This window comes from Agromyces subbeticus DSM 16689 (assembly GCF_000421565.1).
Taxonomy (GTDB): Bacteria; Actinomycetota; Actinomycetes; order Actinomycetales; family Microbacteriaceae; genus Agromyces; species Agromyces subbeticus.
The window spans coordinates 577,240-593,573 of sequence record NZ_ATXG01000001.1; the positions used below are offsets into that span (position 1 = coordinate 577,240).

The window sequence follows — 16,334 nt, forward strand, 5'->3', positions numbered from 1 at the left end:
GCGTTCCCCTGATTCGCACGGACGACAGCGTCCGAGTGGAATCATGGGGGGCGCGGCATCCGCCGTATTCCGGAAGGCGGTGAGGCGATGACCGAGTGGCAGCTCGCGCTCGACTCGTTCTGGCCATTGTTCTGGGGCGGCATCAGCGGCACCATCCCGCTCGCAGTGGCCTCCTTCGCGCTCGGCCTCGTGCTCGCGCTCGGCGTCGCGCTCATGCGCATCAGCCGCAATCGGGTGCTGAGTGGCATCGCGAGGTTCTACATCTCGGTGATCCGCGGCACGCCGCTGCTCGTGCAACTGTTCGTGATCTTCTACGGCATGCCGTCGATCGGAATCACGATCGACCCGTGGCCGAGCGCGATCATCGCATTCTCGCTCAACGTCGGCGGGTACGCGGCCGAGGTGATCAGGGCGGCGATCCTCTCGGTGCCGAAGGGGCAGTGGGAGGCCGGGTTCACGATCGGCATGTCGCCGGGCACGACCCTCGTGCGGCTGATCCTGCCGCAGGCGGCTCGAGTGTCGGTGCCGCCGCTGTCGAACACCTTCATCTCGCTCGTGAAGGACACCTCGCTCGCCTCGCTCATCCTCGTGACAGAGATGTTCCGAGTGGCGCAGGAGATCGCCGCGTTCAGCCGCGAGTTCCTGCTCATCTACATCGAGGCTGCGCTCATCTACTGGCTGTTCTGCCTCGTGCTCTCGAGCGGGCAGAACCTGATCGAGAAGAGGTTGGATCGCTATGTCGCCCACTGACGCCGACCCGCTCGCCCCGATCGCCGCGCCCGACGACTCCGTGCTGCTCACAGCCCGCGGCATCCGCAAGTCGTTCGGCGACAACGAGGTGCTGCGCTCGATCGACCTCGAGGTGCGGCGCGGCGAGGTCGTCGTGCTCATCGGCCCGAGCGGCTCGGGCAAGACCACCGTGCTGCGTTCGCTCAACGGGCTCGAGACGCCCGGCGGCGGCACCATCGAGTTCGCCGACGGGCCGGTGCTCGACTTCGCGAAGCCGATCACGAAGGCGCAGCGCTACGCGCTTCGCGATCGATCGGCGATGGTCTTCCAGCAGCACAACCTCTTTCCGCACATGACCGTGCTGCAGAACGTGATCGAGGGCCCGATCCGGGTGCAGCGAGTGCCCAAGGCGCAAGCGATCGCTGAGGCATCCGCTCTGCTCGACCGGGTCGGCCTCGCCGAGAAGCGCGACGCCTACCCGTTCGAGCTCTCGGGCGGGCAGCAGCAGCGGGTGGGCATCGTGCGAGCGCTCGCCTTGAAGCCGCAGGTGCTGCTCTTCGACGAGCCGACGAGCGCGCTCGACCCCGAACTCGTGGGCGAGGTGCTGCAGGTGATCAAGGAGCTCGCCGACGAGGGCTGGACCATGGTGGTCGTCACGCACGAGCTGAGTTTCGCCCGGCAGGCGGCCGACGAGGTGCTCTTCATGGACGGCGGCGTCGTGGTCGAGCGCGGCGAGCCCGGCACGATCTTCACCAACCCGACGCACGAGCGCACGCGGCGGTTCCTCGACCGCATCCTGCGGCCGCTCGAGGATGGCGGCGAGGCTCCGCCGGTCGAGTAGCGGAGCGTATCGAGACCCGCATTCAGGTCTCGATACGGCGCTGGCGCGCCTACTCGACCGGCGGCGCTCGTCGCGGCACGCCCGCTAGCGTTGAAGCATGGCCGGCTCGCGACGCACCAGCGCTGACGGGCAGCAGCGGGCGCGGCGGGCGCTCGGAGTCTTCCGGCTGCTGGTCGCGGTGCTCGAGATCGCCGCGCTGGTCGGCAACTTCCAGTACGTGCTCGGCTTCCGGCTCTTCGCGACCGCCAACTTCTTCAGCTACTTCACGGTGCAATCGGCGTTCGCGGCGGTCGTCACGCTCGGCATCGCCGGCGCGTTCGCGCTCTTCGCCCCGCGCGACCCCGCGTGGCTCGGGGTGCTGCGCACCATGGTCACGGTCTACGTGCTCGTCTCGGGCATCGTGTTCGCGATCATCGTCGCGCAGGCGTCGACCCGCGACTACCGCATGGACGTGCCGTGGTCGGACACCGTGCTGCACTTCGTGGTGCCGGCGCTCGCCGTGGCCGCGTGGACCGCCGACAGCATCATGGCCGTGAACCCGCGGGTGCCGTGGTCGACCGCCGGCTGGGTGCTCGTGTTCCCGTCGATCTGGCTCGTCTACACGTTGCTTCGCGGCGCCGACATCGGCTGGTACCCGTACTTCTTCCTCGACGAGGCACAGGTCGGTGGCCCCGTGGGCGTCGCCATCTACTGCCTGCTCGTGCTCGTGATCTTCGTGTCGCTGACGGCGGGGCTCGTTGCCATCAATCGAGCGTTGTGGCGAAGGGCGCGAGCGCCTCGAGCACCGCTGCCTGGAACGCCTGATCGTCGAGTGCTTCGAGCCGAGTCGCCTGCCCTGCGGCGATGAGGCCGACGAGCACGGGCTCGCCGGTCGCAGCGCCGACATCGATCCACGCGGCCACGGGGGAGGGCGCCCCGACGACGGTCAGCACCTCGACGGTCGGGGTCTCGTCGGGGTCTTCGGGTTCGCCGCCCGGGCCGTCGAAGTCGCCATCGGGCGAACCGGGTGCGCCCGTGGCATCCGCTCGCCAGAACGCCTCGTCGAAGCGCAGCCAGACCGTGTCGACGACTCCCATGCCGAGCATGGCGATCGCCCGCTGGTGCATGAGCGGCAGGGCGGGGCTGAAGCGCACGGTGTCGGTCTTGAGCACGCCGAGCGGCACCGTGACGATCGCCCGATCGACGTTGAGGGACTCGCCGGAATCGAGCCGCAGGCTCACTCGGCGATCGTTGTAGGCGATGCGCGTGACGACGCTCGATACGGCGATGTCGAGGGGCTTCGCGAGCTCGTCGACGTAGTCGGCGAGGCGACCGGTGATGAGGTTGCCGAGACGCTGCAGGCGGCGCGGGTCGTAGCGGCCGGCGGACACCGCGGATGTCGCTGCACCGGTCGACGGTTCGACGCCGCTGCGGATGGTGTGCGCGAGCCAGTCGGCAGGGCTCACGCCCGTGGCGTCGGGCGAGGACGACAGTGGTGCGGCGCCCGAGCCGGCGAGTGCGGCCGCGAGCGAGACGTCGGCCGGCTGCTCGCTCGCCCACTGCTGGGCGGTCGCGATCGCGTTGGGCCCCGTCGCCGGGATCGGCACGCGGGCGCCCTCGGCGGTGGTGGCCGAGAGGTCGGGAACGAAGGGCACGGTGTCGACGGATGCCTCGTGCATGGCGTCGAGCAGGGCCGCGTCGTCGCCCGCGAACACCGTGCCGAGCTCGATCGGCGTGTCGAATCCCGCGGCGTCGACGGAGTGCGCCCGCCCGCCGAGCCGGTCGCGCGCCTCGATCACGACGACCTCGAAGCCGGCGTCGACGAGTTCGCGCGCCGCCGTGAGGCCCGCGATGCCGGCGCCGATCACGGCCACGCGTTCGCCCGGTTCGCCCAGGCGGGCGATGTCGTCGGCGGCGCGCAGCCCCGATGCTCGCGCGCCCTCGAGCGTGCCTGGGGCGTCGGCATCGGTCGCCTCGCCGGAGATGACGATGCGCTCGCCGACCGGTTCGCCGAGCCGCTCGCGCAACTCGGTCGGGGCACCGACGGCGTCGAAGCTGAACGCGCCTCGCGCGAACGGGTCGCGGCCCCAGCGCGAGCGCCGCATCGCGGTCGGCAGCGGCACGCCGTTCGTCGGCGAGGGCGGAGTCGTGGTCGGCGCCGCGGTCGTCGGCACGGGGCTCGGGCCGGGCTCCGACCAGGTGCAGCTCGCGAGAGCGAGCGTCGCGATGCCCGAGAACGAGGCGGCGAGAAAGGTTCGCCGGCCGATGCCGCCGGGCGCCGCCCGAGAGTCCATGTGATTCAGGCTAGCCGACGGCCCGGCACCCGGGAGGTTGCGGGCTCGCTCACGCGGAGATCGACGGGTCCACCGCGCGGAATGCGGTCGCGAATCGCGGCAGGCTCGCCTCGATGGTCTCCATCGTCGCCGTGAGGCAGATCCGGAAGAAGCCGGGTGTCTCGAACATCCGGCCCGGCAGCACGAGCACGCCCTCGCGGTCGAGCGCCGCGGCGAAGGCGGCATCATCGCCGATCGGTGACTCGGGGAACAGGTAGAACGTGCCCTCGGGCACCGTGACTCGATAGCCGATGTCGCGGAGGGCGGCCACCATGACGTCGCGCTTGCGCTGGAAGAGCGGGAGGTCGAATTCCAATGTCTCGAGCTGGGGGAGCGCATACTGCATCGAGGCGTTGGGGAAGAGCCATCCGCCGGTGATCTGGATCGCCTCGATCGCGTTGCGCAGCAGCTCACGGTCGGGCATCGTCGGTGGCACCGCGAGGTAGCCCATGCGCTCACCCGGTGAGAGCAGCGTCTTGCCATAGCTGTAGGCGAGGAAGCTCCAGGCGTAGAACTCGACCGGGCTGCGGAACCGCGTGCCGTCGAACACGATGCGGTTGTAGGCCTCATCGGAGATGAGGAAGATGCGGCGGCCGTTGCGCTCGGAGGCGGCATCGAGCAGGGCGCCGAGCCGCTCGAGCGTCTCGACGGGGTAGATGCGGCCGGTCGGGTTGTTCGGGCTGTTGACGATCACGATACGCGTGCGGGGCGTGATCGCTTCTGTGATCGCGTCGAGGTCGAGGTCGAAGGTCGTGCGATCGATCGGCACCTTCACCGGCACGAGGCCGGCCTCGCGAACGAGTCCCTCGTAGAGGAACCACGGCGGCAGGCTGTACACGACCTCGTCGCCGACATCGCCGACGATCTTGAGGGCGGTCGATATCGCCGCGAATCCGCCCGTCGTGAGGTGCACGTCCTCGTTCTCGAACGGGATGCCGACATGCCGTCGCAGAGATTCGGTGGCGGCCGCGATCGCCCCCGCGTCACCGAAGTTGTATGCGAACCATAGCTCGTGCTGCGGGATCAGCGCCTCTCGAAGGATCTCGACGTACGCCGCAGACGGCTGGTCGTGCGGGTCGCCGAAGGTGAAGTCGAGCACGCCGGGCTCGTGCCGGCGGCGCTCGTATCCCGAACGTCGATAGAACTCGTACAGCAGCTGGAACGGCGTCGCGCCCTCGACGTTCGCAACGCGATCGGAAGTGAGTCGTTCATCCATGAGCGCTTCCCTCGGGTTCTGGGAGGCTCCGTCGGCACGGAGACCCCGTGAATGCCGCCATGGTACTCCGCAGAGAGGCCCGCGTCCTCGGGGAGAGCCCGGGCGCGGGCCTCAGTGCAGTCGTTACACCGCGAGGTACTCGTCGGCGACGCTCAGCGCCTCGTCGATGATGTCGAGCCCGCGCACGAGCTCGGCTTCGGTGATCACGAGCGGCGGTGCGACGTGCAGGCGGTTGAAGTGCACGAACGGCCAGAGGCCGGCACGCTTGCATGCTGCCGCGACGGCCGCCATCGGCGCGGCATCCGCCCCGCTCGCGTTGAACGGCACGAGCGGTTCGCGGGTGCCGGCGTCGCGCACGAGCTCGATCGCCCAGAACAGCCCCATGCCGCGCACCTCGCCGATCGAGGGGTGGGCCGCTGCCATCGCGCGGAGTCGGGGCTCGACGACCCGGGCGCCCAGGTCGCGCACCCGCTCGAGGATCCCGTCGCGCTCGAACACCTCGAAGGTCGCGACGCCGGCGGCGCAGGCGAGCGGATGCCCCGAGTAGGTGAGCCCGCCGGCGAACGCCACCGTGTCGAAGTGCGAGGCGATGCGCTGCGAGATGACCACGCCGCCGAGCGGCACGTAGCCCGAGTTCACGCCCTTGGCGAAGGTGATCAGGTCGGGCACGACGTCGAAGGCGTTGACGGCGAACCACTCGCCGACGCGGCCGAAGCCGACCATGACCTCGTCGGCGATGTAGACGATGCCGTAGCGGTCGCAGAGCTCGCGCACTCCCTGCAGGTACCCGGGCGGCGGCACGAGCACGCCATTGGTGCCGACGATCGTCTCGATGATGATGGCGGCGATCGTGCCGGCGCCCTCGAGCGTGATGACCTGCTCGAGGTGCTCGAGAGCGCGCGTCGCCTCGTGCTCGGGAGAGTCGGCGTGGAACGAGGAGCGGTACGGGTACGGGCCCATGAAGTGGGCGACGGAGCCGTCGCTCGGCTCGTTGGCCCAGCGGCGCGGGTCGCCCGTGAGCGAGATCGCCGTCGCGGTGCCGCCGTGGTAGCTGCGGTACATCGACAGCACCTTGCGCCGGCCCGTCACGGCGCGCGCCATGCGCACGGCGTACTCGTTGGCGTCGGCCCCACCGTTCGTGAAGAAGACCTTGTCGAGGTCGCCCGGTGCGACCTCGGCGATGCGACGGGCGAGGTCGCCGCGCACGTCGTTCGCCATCGACGGCTGGATCGTCGCGAGCCGCCCCGCCTGCTGCTGGATGGCGGCGACGAGGTCGGGATGCTGGTGCCCGAGGTTCAGGTTCACGAGCTGGCTCGAGAAGTCGAGGTACGCGTTGCCGTCGTAGTCCCAGAAGGTCGAGCCCTCGCCGGCCGCGATCGGCAGCGGGTCGATGAGCGCTTGCGCGCTCCACGAGTGGAAGACGTGTGCCCGGTCGTCGGCGCGCACCTGAGCCTCTGCGGCGGCGTCGGGCAGCGGATGCACCGTGCCGGACCGGTCTGCGTACACGGCTTCGGTCTCGGCGGTGATGGTGTCGGTCATGCGGTTGCCTTTCGGAGCCTCGCCGGTCGAGTAGCGAAGCGTATCGAGACCTCTCGGGTCTCGATACGGCGCTGGCGCGCCTACTCGACCGGCGGAAGGGATCAGTGGTTCTGGGGGAAGCCGAGGTTGATGCCGCCGTGCGCGGAGTCATTGCGCGTGGCCGGGTCGATCCAGCGGGCGGTCACGGCCTTCTCGCGGGTGAAGAAGTCGAAGCCGTGGGTGCCGTAGGCTTTCGCGTCACCGAACAGCGACTGCTTCCACCCGCCGAAGGAGTGGTAGGCGACGGGCACGGGAATCGGCACGTTGATGCCGATCATGCCGACCTGCACCTCGTTCTGGAAGCGGCGTGCTGCGCCGCCGTCGTTGGTGAAGATCGCGGTGCCGTTGCCGAACCGGCCCGAGTTGATCAGGTCGAGACCCTCGTCGTACGTGGCCACGCGAACGATCGAGAGCACCGGGCCGAAGATCTCCTCGGTGTACGCCCGCGAGGTGGTGGGCACGTTGTCGATCAGGGTCGGGCCGAAGAAGAAGCCCTCTTCATGGCCGTCGACCGTGAACCCGCGGCCGTCGACCACGATCGTCGCTCCGTCGGCCTCGGCGATGTCGACGTAGGAGGCGACCTTGTCGCGGTGCACGTCGGTGATGAGCGGGCCCATGTCGGGTTCACTGAGCTTGCCGTCACCGGCGTCGATGCCTGCGCCGTTGCCGATCTTCAGCTTCGCGATGCGCTCGCTGATCTTGCCGATCAGCTCGTCGGCGACCGGCTCGACGGCGAGAACGACCGAGATCGCCATGCAACGCTCGCCGGCGGCGCCGTACCCGGCGTTCACGGCCTGGTCGGCGACGAGGTCGAGGTCGGCGTCAGGCAGCACGAGCATGTGGTTCTTGGCGCCGCCGAGCGCCTGGACGCGCTTGCCGTGCTTCGACGCGGTCTCGTAGATGTACTGGGCGATCGGGGTCGATCCGACGAACGAGATCGACTGCACGATCGGCGAGGTGAGCAGGCCGTCGACGGCGAGCTTGTCGCCCTGCAGCACGGTGAACACGCCGTCGGGGAGCCCAGCGTCCTTCCAGAGCTGTGCGATCCAGAGCGCCGCAGAGGGGTCCTTCTCGCTCGGCTTCAGCACGACGGCGTTGCCGGCGGCGATCGCGATGGGGAAGAACCACATGGGAACCATGGCCGGGAAGTTGAAGGGGCTGATGATGCCGACCACGCCGAGCGGCTGCTTCAGCGAGTACACGTCGATGCCGGTCGAGACGTTCTCGGAGTAGGCGCCCTTGATCAGGTTGGGGAACCCGGTCGCGAGTTCGACGACCTCCTGGCCGCGCATGATCTCGCCCATCGCATCGGAGACGACCTTGCCATGCTCGGCCGTGATGATCGCCGCGAGCTCGCCCTTGCGCGAGTTCAGCAGCTCGCGGAACGAGAACATCACGGTCTGCCGCTTCGCGATCGAGTAGCCGCTCCACAGCTCGAACCCGGCCTGCGCCGACGCGATCGCCGCGTCGATCTCAGCCTGGTCGGCCAGCGCGACCTCGGCCCGCACTGCACCCGTCGCTGGGTTGTACACCGGGGCCGTGCGGCCCGAGCCCGACGCGCGCAGCGCGCCGTCGATCCAGTGTCCGATCAGCCGCACGTCGGGGGCCGACGCAGGCGAGGAAGCGGTCTCGGTGATGCTCATGGCAGTTCCTTCGCTGGTGTGCCCGCGGGCGTGTCGATGCCGAAATCGGACAGAGTGGCCGACGTCGACTAGGCTTCGTGTTTCCAGTGTTGCAGAGGAGGAACGGTGAATCCCGTGGCAGAACGTCGCGAAGATGAGGCGATCCAGACGAATCGTCCGGTCGGTGCGATCGCGGGCGACGGCCTTCCGACGGTGCGTGAGATCCTCGCGATCCCCGCCGTGGCTCGGGGTCTGCCCGAGGTGCTCTCGAGCGACGCGACGCTCGATTCGCACGTGCGCTGGGCTCACGTCTCCGACAGCGCCGGAGTGGCTCGACTGCTCGACGGCGGCGAGCTGCTGCTCTCGACCGGGTCGGGCTGGCCGACCGAGCCGGCCGACCTCACCGCGTTCATCGTCGGGCTCGTCGAGGCGGGGCTCGCGGGTCTCGTGCTCGAGCTCGGCGTGCACTACCGCTACGTGCCGGCCGTGGTCGAGACGGCGGCACGCGAGCACGGGCTCGCCCTCGTCGCGCTGCACCGCGAGGTCAAGTTCGTCGTGCTCACCGAGGCGGTGCACAGCCGCATCATCTCGGAGCAGACCGCGGCGCTGCGGGCCCGCGACGAGGTGCGCGAGCGCTTCACCGCCCTCGCGCTGCGGGGTTCGCCGCCCGACTTCATCGTGCAGCAGCTGGCCCAGACGCTCGGCGCCGCGGTCGTGCTCGAGAACCTCGCTCACGAGGTCGTCGCCGCCGAGGTGCCGCTCTCAGCCGAAGAGGAGCTCTTCACCAGGTGGGAGGCGCGCTCGCGGCTCGCGCATCGCCAGCATGACGAGCAGCGCCGGCGCACCCTCGGCGTCGCGGCCGACGAGTGGCTCATCGTGCCGGTCGAGGCGCGGGGCATCCGCTGGGGTCATCTCATCGCCCTGCCGGGGCCGGCGCACCCGGCCGGACGCACGAGCGTGCTCGAGCAGGGCGCGATCGCCCTCGCGCTCGGTCGTCTCGCCGACGGCGCCGCCGACGAGTGGGTGCGCCTCGGTCGGCAGCGGCTCGTCGACGGACTGCTCGCCGGCAGGTTCGCCGGGCTGCCGGCCGCGTCGGCCCGGGTCGAGGCCGCCGGCCTGCCGATCGACGGCGCCCGGCTCTTCGGCCTCGTCGCTACGGGTGCCGTCGTGACCTCGACGGCAGCGGAGGTCGCGGCTCGCGAACTCGGCGGGCGGGTGCTCGCCGGCGCGGTGCCCGACGGCACGCTTCCGATGCCCGGCATGGTGGCGCTGCTCTCGTTGCCGGCGTCGCGCCGGTTCGACGACGCGTCGGCCCGAGCGCTCGCCCAGGCGCTGGTTGCCGGGGACTCGGGCGCGCTCGAACGCCTCGTCGTCTCGATCGGCTCGGAGGCGACCACACTCGAGGCGCTGCTCGGCTCGGTGCAGGAGGCGATCGACCTCGCGCGCGGGCCGGCACCGCGAGCGGCTCGCGGCCCCGTGCTGCGACGCGCCGACGATCGCCCGCTGATGAAGCTGGTGACCGCGCTCCGTGACGACCACCGCCTGCTCGAGCACGGCGAGCGCATGCTCGAGCCGCTCATCGACTACGACCTCGCGCGCAGCGGCGACCTGCTCGACGTGCTCGCCGCCGTGCTCGCGCATCCGGGCAACCGCACCGCAGCGGCATCCGCTTCGCACCTGTCGCGATCGGTGTTCTACCAGCGGCTCGCGCTCATCAGCGAGCTGCTCGGGGCCGACCTCGATGACGGCGAGACGCTGACTGCGCTGCACCTCGCGCTGCTCGTGCGACGCAACATCGTGCGGTGACCTGAGCGGCGTCGACGCGCCCTGCGGTTGCCTGGGGCCACGACCAATGGCGCTCCGGTGGCGATCCGGTGGTCGATCCGACCGGCGGCGCGCCATCGTCAGGTCAGTGTGTGCGGACATCGACGGTGCAGGCGGCAGGGATCTTTACGCCGCAGCCCAGCGACCCCTAACGTCTCCCCAGCCCCGAACTGCATTCGGGATCTTCGGATTGGAGCACGGATGGCGCAGCACAGCGGACTTCGCAGCAACGCGGTGGGACTCGGCGGGGCGGTCATCATGTCCGCCGCGCTCATGGGCCCGGCGGTCTCGGTCTACTTCAACCCACAGGTGGTGGCAGGCAGTGCCGGCCCTGCCATGCCCCTCGTGTTCGTCATCGCACTCGTCGTGATGCTCGTGCTCGCGAGCAGCATCATGGCGATGGCGCGGGTGTTCCCGAGCGCCGGCTCGTTCTACACCTACGTCTCGCGCGGGGTCGGCCCCCGCACGGGCTTCGTGACGGGCGGCCTGATGTTCCTCGCCTATGCCTTGCTCGTGCCCGCCGAGCTCGCACTCATCGGCGTCTACGCGCAAGACGTGCTCGCCGGATACGGCGTGCACGTGCATTGGACCATCATCTCGGCGATCTTCACGGTGCTGATGATCGTGCTGTCGCTGCGCGGCATCTCAGGGTCGCTCCGCACCGCAGCCATCCTGTTCTGCGTCGAGGTCGGCGTCATCGTAGTGCTGAGCGCGATCGTGCTCGTGCAGGGCGGCGCCGATGGGCTCACCCTCGAGCCGTTCAACCCGGCGGCGTCTCCGACCGGCCTCTCGGGCATCGCGCTCGGCATGACCTTCGGCATCCTCTCGTTCGTCGGTTTCGAAGCCGCGACCACGCTGGGCGAAGAGGTGCGGAATCCGCGCCGGAACGTGCCGCGCGGCATCCTGTACTCGCTGCTGCTCGTCGGTGCGATCTACGTCTTCTGCACCTACAGCGAGATGATCGGCTTCGGTGTCACCGGGGTCGGCGAACTCGCCGGCAGCGCCGCACCCTTCAACGTGCTCGCGCGCGAGTACGCTCCCTGGCTCGAGCTGCTGATCGGCCTCGCCGGAATCTCGAGCATCTTCGCCGTCACCATGAACGCGAACAACGGCATCGTGCGCATCATCTTCGCCATGGGGCGCGAGGGGATGCTGCCGAGCGGTCTCGGCCGCATCCATTCCGTGCATCGCACCCCGACGAACGCGATCTGGCTGCAGGCCGTCGTCTCGGTCGTCTTCACCTTCGGCCTGGGGCTGCTCGCCGGGCCGTTCAACACCTACGTCTACCTCGGCTCGATCCTGACGCTCGCGATCATCCCCGTCTACATCCTCACGAACATCGCGTGCATGCGGCACTTCGCCCGCGAGGGCCGCAGCGAGCGCGCGGTGTGGCGGCATGTGGTGCTGCCGGTCCTCGGCATCCTGTTGCTCGCCATCCCGATCTACGGGCAGGTGTATCCCGTGCCGGCCGAGCCGCTGCGCTACTTCCCGTACGTCGTGCTGGCGTTCATCGCGATCATGGCGGTCGTCGCCGTGGTGTTCGGACGCCGGCGCCCGGAGGTGCTCGCCCGGGCCGGTGCGGTGCTCGCGGGCAGCGACGCGGATGCTTCAAGTGACGCGGATGTCCCGGAGCGGCCGGACACCTCGGGCACCGTGCCGGAAGGTGCCGCCGCGGTCGGCGAGCAGAGCGATGCCGGAGGCCGCTGAGCTGCGGGCGGCCGTCTCGATCGGGCTCGACCTCGCGGTCGAGCTCATCGGGGCGGCTCGCCGCCGCGCGGAGCAGATCGGGGTCGCGGTGAGCATCGCAGTCGTCGACGGCGGTGGGCATCTCGTCGCCTTCGCCCGCATGGACGGCGCCGAGATCGCGGGACCGACCCTCGCCGTCGACAAGGCGTTCACGGCGGTCGCCCATCGCGTTGCGACGTCGGAACTCGGTGCGCTCGCCGCTCCGGGCGGGTCGCTGTTCGGCCTGCATGCGAACGGCGGCGGGCGATACGTGCTGTTCGCGGGCGGCGTGCCGCTGGCGATCGACGGCGTCGTGCTCGGTGGAGTCGGGGTGAGCGGCGCCGACGCGGCCGACGACGAGTCGTGCGCGTACGCCGCCTCGGCGGCGTTCGCGGAGGCCGGCTCCGCGCGCTGAATTCGGTGGGTCCTGTCGTTTACTTGCTATTGACAAGTGCACTTGCAAAGAGCAAGCTAGGTCTCGCAACACCACCCAGACCAGTTCCAGCCATCGGAGGCCACCATGACCGCGACCAGCATCTTCGTGAATCTGCCCACCACCGACCTCGACCGCTCGAAGGCGTTCTACGAGGCGCTCGGGTTCAGCATCAACCCGATGTTCACCGACGAGAACGCGGCCTGTGTCGTGCTCGGCGAGAACATCTACTTCATGGTGCTCACTCGTGAGTACCTCGGCACCTTCACCGACAAGCAGATCATCGACCCGAAGACGCAGGCGCAGGCTCTCATCGCGCTCAGTCGCGAGTCACGCGATGACGTCGACGCGGTGCTCGGCAAGGGACTCGCCGCCGGTGGCAACGAGCCGCGCGAGGCGCAGGACTTCGGCTTCATGTACTCGCGCGACCTCGAAGACCCCGACGGCAACATCCTCGAGTTCCTCTACATGGCGCCGGAGGCCGCCGAGAAGGGCCCCGATGCCTACCTGAGCCAGCAGGGCGCCGACGCGGCGTCGACGCCGGCCTGACCGGGTCGGCCTCGTGGCCACTCGCGGGGCTCGCGGCTTCGGCCAGCACAGCGGCGCGGCTCGGGCGCTCGAGCGGGTCGGCGATCGATGGGCGCTGCTCATCGTTCGCGACCTGCTCGTCGGCCCGCGCCGTTACGGCGACCTGAAGACCGGGCTCCCACGCATCCCCACCAACATCCTGAGCGACCGGCTCAAAGAGCTGCAAGAGGCCGGCGTCGTGCGGCGTGTACCCACCGTGCGCGGCGGCTACGAGCTCACCCCGCTCGGGCGCGGCCTCGAGCCGGTGGTGCTCGCCCTCGAACGCTGGGGATGGTCGGTGCCCGGCGAGCCGGCCGACGATGACCGAGTGTCGGGCGATGCAGTGACCATCGCGCTGCGCGCGGCATTCCGGCCGGATGCCGCAGCGACGCTGCCGCCCACCGAATACGTGCTGCACGTCGGCGAGGTGTCGGTCTCGGCGATCGTCGTCGGCGCGAGCCTCGACGTGATGCCGGTCGGCGCAGGCGCGCTGCCCCAGCCGCGACGCCGCTCAGCCTTCGAGCCCGTGCCGCAGACCGTGCTCGACCTCGAGGTCTCGCCCGCGTCACTTCGCGAGTTCCTCGCCGGTGATGCCGGCCTCGCGACCGTGCTCGCCGGCGAGACCGAACTGCTCGGGCGCTTCGGATCGACCTTCCGCATCGAGCCCGTCGGTCCGTCGAACAATGCGTCGTCGGCCGCAGCCGCAGCAGCCTGAGAGCGGGGCTCAGCCGATGAACACCTTGCGCAGCGTCTCGCGCACGGTCCAGATCGTCTTCATGCCGGCCTCGAGGCGCACGACGGCGCCCGGAGCAAGCACGATCGGGTCGGCGGCAGGGTGCTCGAACTCGACCGTCGCCGCGCCCGCGAGCACGACGAAGACCTCGTCGACCTCGACGTCGCGCATCGCGCCGGGCGTCATCTCCCAGACTCCGATCTCGCCGGCGCTCGAGGTGTCGAGGGCGAGGTAGCCCGTGGTCGGTGCCCCGGCGACGATCTGCTCGGCCGACACCGGTTCGTGCGCGAGGCGAGCGGATGCGGCATCCGTCACCGTTCCAGCGAGAAGCCGCAGCTCGTCGCTCATGAGTCGAACCCCAGCCCGAGGGCGTCGAGCGTCTTCAGCAGCACGTTGCGCTTGCCGCGGTCGTGGTCGGCCCGGTCGAGCGACCAGCGCGTGGCGTTGATGCCGATCGCGGCAGCCGGCTCTGGTGGGAATGGCAGCGGGCGCTTCCGTACCATCTCGAGCGAGGTGCGCTCGTTGTCGCGACCCTCGAGCAGGTCGAGCATGACTTCGGCGGCGAAGCGCGTCGAGCCCACGCCGAGGCCCGTGAAGCCCGCCGCGTAGGCGATGCGGTCATCGCGGGCCGTGCCGAAGAACGCCGTGAACTGGGTGCTCGTGTCGATCGCGCCCGCCCACTGGTGGCTGAACTGCAGGCCCTCGAGTTGCGGGAACGTCGTGAAGAAGTGGCTCGCGAGCTTCTGCCACGTCTCTGGCCGGTTCTCGTAGTCGCTGCGCACCTTGCGGCCGTAGTGGTAGATCGCGTCGTAGCCGCCGAAGAGGATGCGGTTGTCTTTCGAGAGCCGGTAGTAGTGGAACTGGTTCGCCATGTCGCCGATGCCCTGGCGGTCGTTCCAGCCGATGTCGGCGAGCTGCTTCGGCGACAGCGGCTCGGTCATCAGCACGTAGTCGTAGACCGGCACGGTCATCAGGCGGTTGCGCTTCAGCAATGACGGGAACACGTTCGTGGCGAGCACGGCATGCGCAGCGTCGACCCGGCCGCCATCGGTGACGACCGAGACGGCGCCCGTCGATCCCGGCGTCTCGAGGCGCTTGACGGGGGAGTGCTCGAAGATCTCGACCCCGAGCTCTTCGGCGACCCGGGCGAGCTCTGCGGCGAGCCGTGCCGGATGCAGCATGCCGTTCGTCCGCTGCTCCCAGACTCCCGCGAGATAGGTGGGCGAGGCGACCGAGGCCTGCACCTGCGCCTCATCGAGATAGACGATGCCCTCTTCGCCGCGCGCGACGGCCTCGGCATGCCACTCGCGCAGCCACTCGACCTGGTGTTCCTCGATCGCCGGCGCGAGCTGGCCGGTGCGCTCGAAGTGGAAGTCCATGCCGAGCTCGGCCTCTGACGCTTCGATCGCGTCGAGGTTCTCGATGCCGAGGCGGTGGAGCGTCGGCATCTCCTTCGGCCAGCGGGCCATGCCGTTCTCGTCACCGTGAGTGAGGCTCGCCTCGCAGAAGCCGCCGTTGCGGCCCGATGCCGCCCAGCCGATGGACTTCGCCTCGACGAGCACGACGTGCGCGTTCGGGTTGCGGCGCTTGGCGAGCACCGCGCTCCAGAGGCCGGTGTAGCCGCCGCCGACGACGACGAGGTCGGCCACGCGCCGCCCCGTGAGCTTCGGGCGACCGCCGACGGCGCCGGCGGGCAGGTCGTCGAGCCAGAACACCGAGTGCCTGGTGGCGGCGAGTGCGTGCTCGACGACGGATGCCGGCGGCTGACGTCGTTCGAAGACGGTGGTTCCCACTGCGATCACTCCGATGCGGTTGTGGTGGATTCCATCCTCCCGCGCGCACAGTGCCCGCCGCTATGGGCCAGGTGTCGCGACATCCGCTCGCCTCCGGACAGGGTGGCCGGATACGGCGGATGCGTACATGTCGGTGCGGGCACGCGAAGATGGCACGTGACCGATTCGATCGACTACTCCCGTTACGAGATCGAGTTCGACGCCGACTTCTCCGGCAGCGACCTCGACCCGGCCCAGTGGCTGCCGTACTACCTGCCGCAGTGGTCGAGCCGTGAACGCAGCCGCGCCCGCTACGAGATCGGCGAGGGGCGTCTCACGCTGCGTGTCGATGCCGACCAGTCGCCGTGGTCCGAGGAGTACGACGGGTCGGTGCGGGTGTCGAACCTGCAGACGGCGGTGCGTTCCGGGCCGCTCGGCAGCGCGTCTGGTCAGCACCCGTTCCGCGAGGGGCTCGTCGTGCGGGAGGCGCAGCCCGACGTGCGGCTCTACACCCCGCGCTATGGAATCGTCGAGGTGCGCGCCGCTGCGACCGTCGGCGAGCACAGCATGGCGGCGCTGTGGATGATCGGCGTCGAAGACCGGCCAGAGCAGTCGGCTGAGATCTGCGTGTTCGAGATCTTCGGGCGTGAGATCGGCGAGCACGAGGCGCTCGTCGGCATGGGGGTGCATCCCTTCAACGACCCGTCGATCCGTGACGACTTCGCGCGGGTGGCGATGCCGGGCGACGCTCGGCAGTTCCACGACTACGCCGTCGAGTGGGCGCCGGGGTCGACGGTGTTCTTCATCGACGGCCGTGAGGTGCATCGCAGCGACCAGTCGCCTGACTATCCCATGCAGTTGATGCTCGACCTGTTCCACTTCCCGCCCGAATCGGGTGAGGGCGTCGAATATCCGCAAGCGTTCACGGTCGAGTGGGTCCGGGGCTACCGCCGCCTCGCGTAGCGGCAGGGGAGGGCAGGAA

15 protein-coding genes are annotated in these 16,334 nt (G+C 69.8%); 9 read left to right on the plus strand and 6 right to left on the minus strand.

What is annotated here, in order from left to right:
* Nucleotides 1–87: 87 nt before the first annotated feature.
* The 3 genes from H521_RS0102640 (at nucleotide 88) to H521_RS21120 (ending at nucleotide 2,417) form a co-directional block, all read left to right on the plus strand.
* Nucleotides 88–750, plus strand: a complete 663-nt coding sequence (locus tag H521_RS0102640) for an amino acid ABC transporter permease (protein WP_022891483.1) — start codon at nucleotides 88–90, stop codon at nucleotides 748–750.
* Nucleotides 737–1,570 (plus strand): amino acid ABC transporter ATP-binding protein, encoded by an 834-nt coding sequence (locus H521_RS0102645; RefSeq protein WP_022891484.1) that lies wholly within the window; start codon nucleotides 737–739, stop codon nucleotides 1,568–1,570. Before H521_RS0102640 ends, H521_RS0102645 begins: the two co-directional genes overlap by 14 nt.
* Nucleotides 1,571–1,667: 97 nt before the next feature.
* Nucleotides 1,668–2,417: a Pr6Pr family membrane protein gene (locus H521_RS21120; protein WP_022891485.1), complete on the plus strand. Its 750-nt coding sequence runs from the start codon at nucleotides 1,668–1,670 to the stop codon at nucleotides 2,415–2,417.
* On the opposite strand, the gene H521_RS21125 is transcribed toward H521_RS21120, so the two are convergent.
* The 4 genes from H521_RS21125 to H521_RS0102670 all read right to left on the minus strand — a co-directional run bounded on the left by H521_RS21125 (nucleotide 2,314) and on the right by H521_RS0102670 (nucleotide 8,319).
* Nucleotides 2,314–3,843 carry a flavin monoamine oxidase family protein gene (locus tag H521_RS21125; protein ID WP_022891486.1) on the minus strand — a complete coding sequence of 510 codons (1,530 nt, stop codon included), beginning with the start codon at nucleotides 3,841–3,843 and terminating at the stop codon, nucleotides 2,314–2,316. The two genes, H521_RS21120 and H521_RS21125, sit on opposite strands and share 104 nt — an antisense overlap.
* Before the next feature lie 49 nt (nucleotides 3,844–3,892).
* Entirely contained in the window at nucleotides 3,893–5,098 is a 1,206-nt protein-coding gene (locus H521_RS21130) for an aminotransferase class I/II-fold pyridoxal phosphate-dependent enzyme (protein WP_022891487.1), read from the minus strand.
* A gap of 123 nt (nucleotides 5,099–5,221) precedes the next feature.
* On the minus strand, nucleotides 5,222–6,637 hold the full coding sequence (locus H521_RS0102665; protein WP_022891488.1) for an aspartate aminotransferase family protein: 1,416 nt from the start codon (nucleotides 6,635–6,637) through the stop codon (nucleotides 5,222–5,224).
* Between the two features lie 101 nt (nucleotides 6,638–6,738).
* Complete coding sequence (locus H521_RS0102670) at nucleotides 6,739–8,319, minus strand: CoA-acylating methylmalonate-semialdehyde dehydrogenase (protein ID WP_022891489.1); 1,581 nt, start codon at nucleotides 8,317–8,319, stop codon at nucleotides 6,739–6,741.
* 105 nt (nucleotides 8,320–8,424) lie between these two features.
* Between H521_RS0102670 and H521_RS0102675 the strand changes: the two genes are divergently transcribed.
* From H521_RS0102675 to H521_RS0102695, 5 genes are all read left to right on the plus strand, one after another.
* Nucleotides 8,425–10,104, plus strand: coding sequence for a PucR family transcriptional regulator (locus tag H521_RS0102675; RefSeq protein WP_026481814.1), 1,680 nt, complete (start codon nucleotides 8,425–8,427; stop codon nucleotides 10,102–10,104).
* Between the two features lie 219 nt (nucleotides 10,105–10,323).
* Nucleotides 10,324–11,829, plus strand: coding sequence for an APC family permease (locus H521_RS21135; RefSeq protein WP_022891491.1), 1,506 nt, complete (start codon nucleotides 10,324–10,326; stop codon nucleotides 11,827–11,829).
* Nucleotides 11,813–12,262, plus strand: a complete 450-nt coding sequence (locus H521_RS0102685) for a GlcG/HbpS family heme-binding protein (RefSeq protein WP_022891492.1) — start codon at nucleotides 11,813–11,815, stop codon at nucleotides 12,260–12,262. Before H521_RS21135 ends, H521_RS0102685 begins: the two co-directional genes overlap by 17 nt.
* 105 nt (nucleotides 12,263–12,367) lie before the next feature.
* Nucleotides 12,368–12,829 (plus strand): VOC family protein, encoded by a 462-nt coding sequence (locus H521_RS0102690; RefSeq protein WP_022891493.1) that lies wholly within the window; start codon nucleotides 12,368–12,370, stop codon nucleotides 12,827–12,829.
* Between the two features lie 13 nt (nucleotides 12,830–12,842).
* Entirely contained in the window at nucleotides 12,843–13,562 is a 720-nt protein-coding gene (locus H521_RS0102695) for a winged helix-turn-helix transcriptional regulator (RefSeq protein WP_022891494.1), read from the plus strand.
* A gap of 9 nt (nucleotides 13,563–13,571) precedes the next feature.
* Here H521_RS0102695 and H521_RS0102700 read toward each other — a convergent pair whose 3' ends face one another.
* Together H521_RS0102700 and H521_RS0102705 are read right to left on the minus strand one after the other, a co-directional pair.
* Nucleotides 13,572–13,928, minus strand: a complete 357-nt coding sequence (locus H521_RS0102700) for a cupin domain-containing protein (RefSeq protein ID WP_022891495.1) — start codon at nucleotides 13,926–13,928, stop codon at nucleotides 13,572–13,574.
* Entirely contained in the window at nucleotides 13,925–15,373 is a 1,449-nt protein-coding gene (locus tag H521_RS0102705; RefSeq protein WP_026481816.1) for an NAD(P)/FAD-dependent oxidoreductase, read from the minus strand. Before H521_RS0102705 ends, H521_RS0102700 begins: the two co-directional genes overlap by 4 nt.
* Nucleotides 15,374–15,529: 156 nt before the next feature.
* Here H521_RS0102705 and H521_RS0102710 point away from each other — a divergent pair, with 156 nt between their 5' ends.
* Nucleotides 15,530–16,315, plus strand: a complete 786-nt coding sequence (locus H521_RS0102710) for a glycoside hydrolase family 16 protein (protein WP_022891497.1) — start codon at nucleotides 15,530–15,532, stop codon at nucleotides 16,313–16,315.
* Nucleotides 16,316–16,334: the final 19 nt, after the last annotated feature.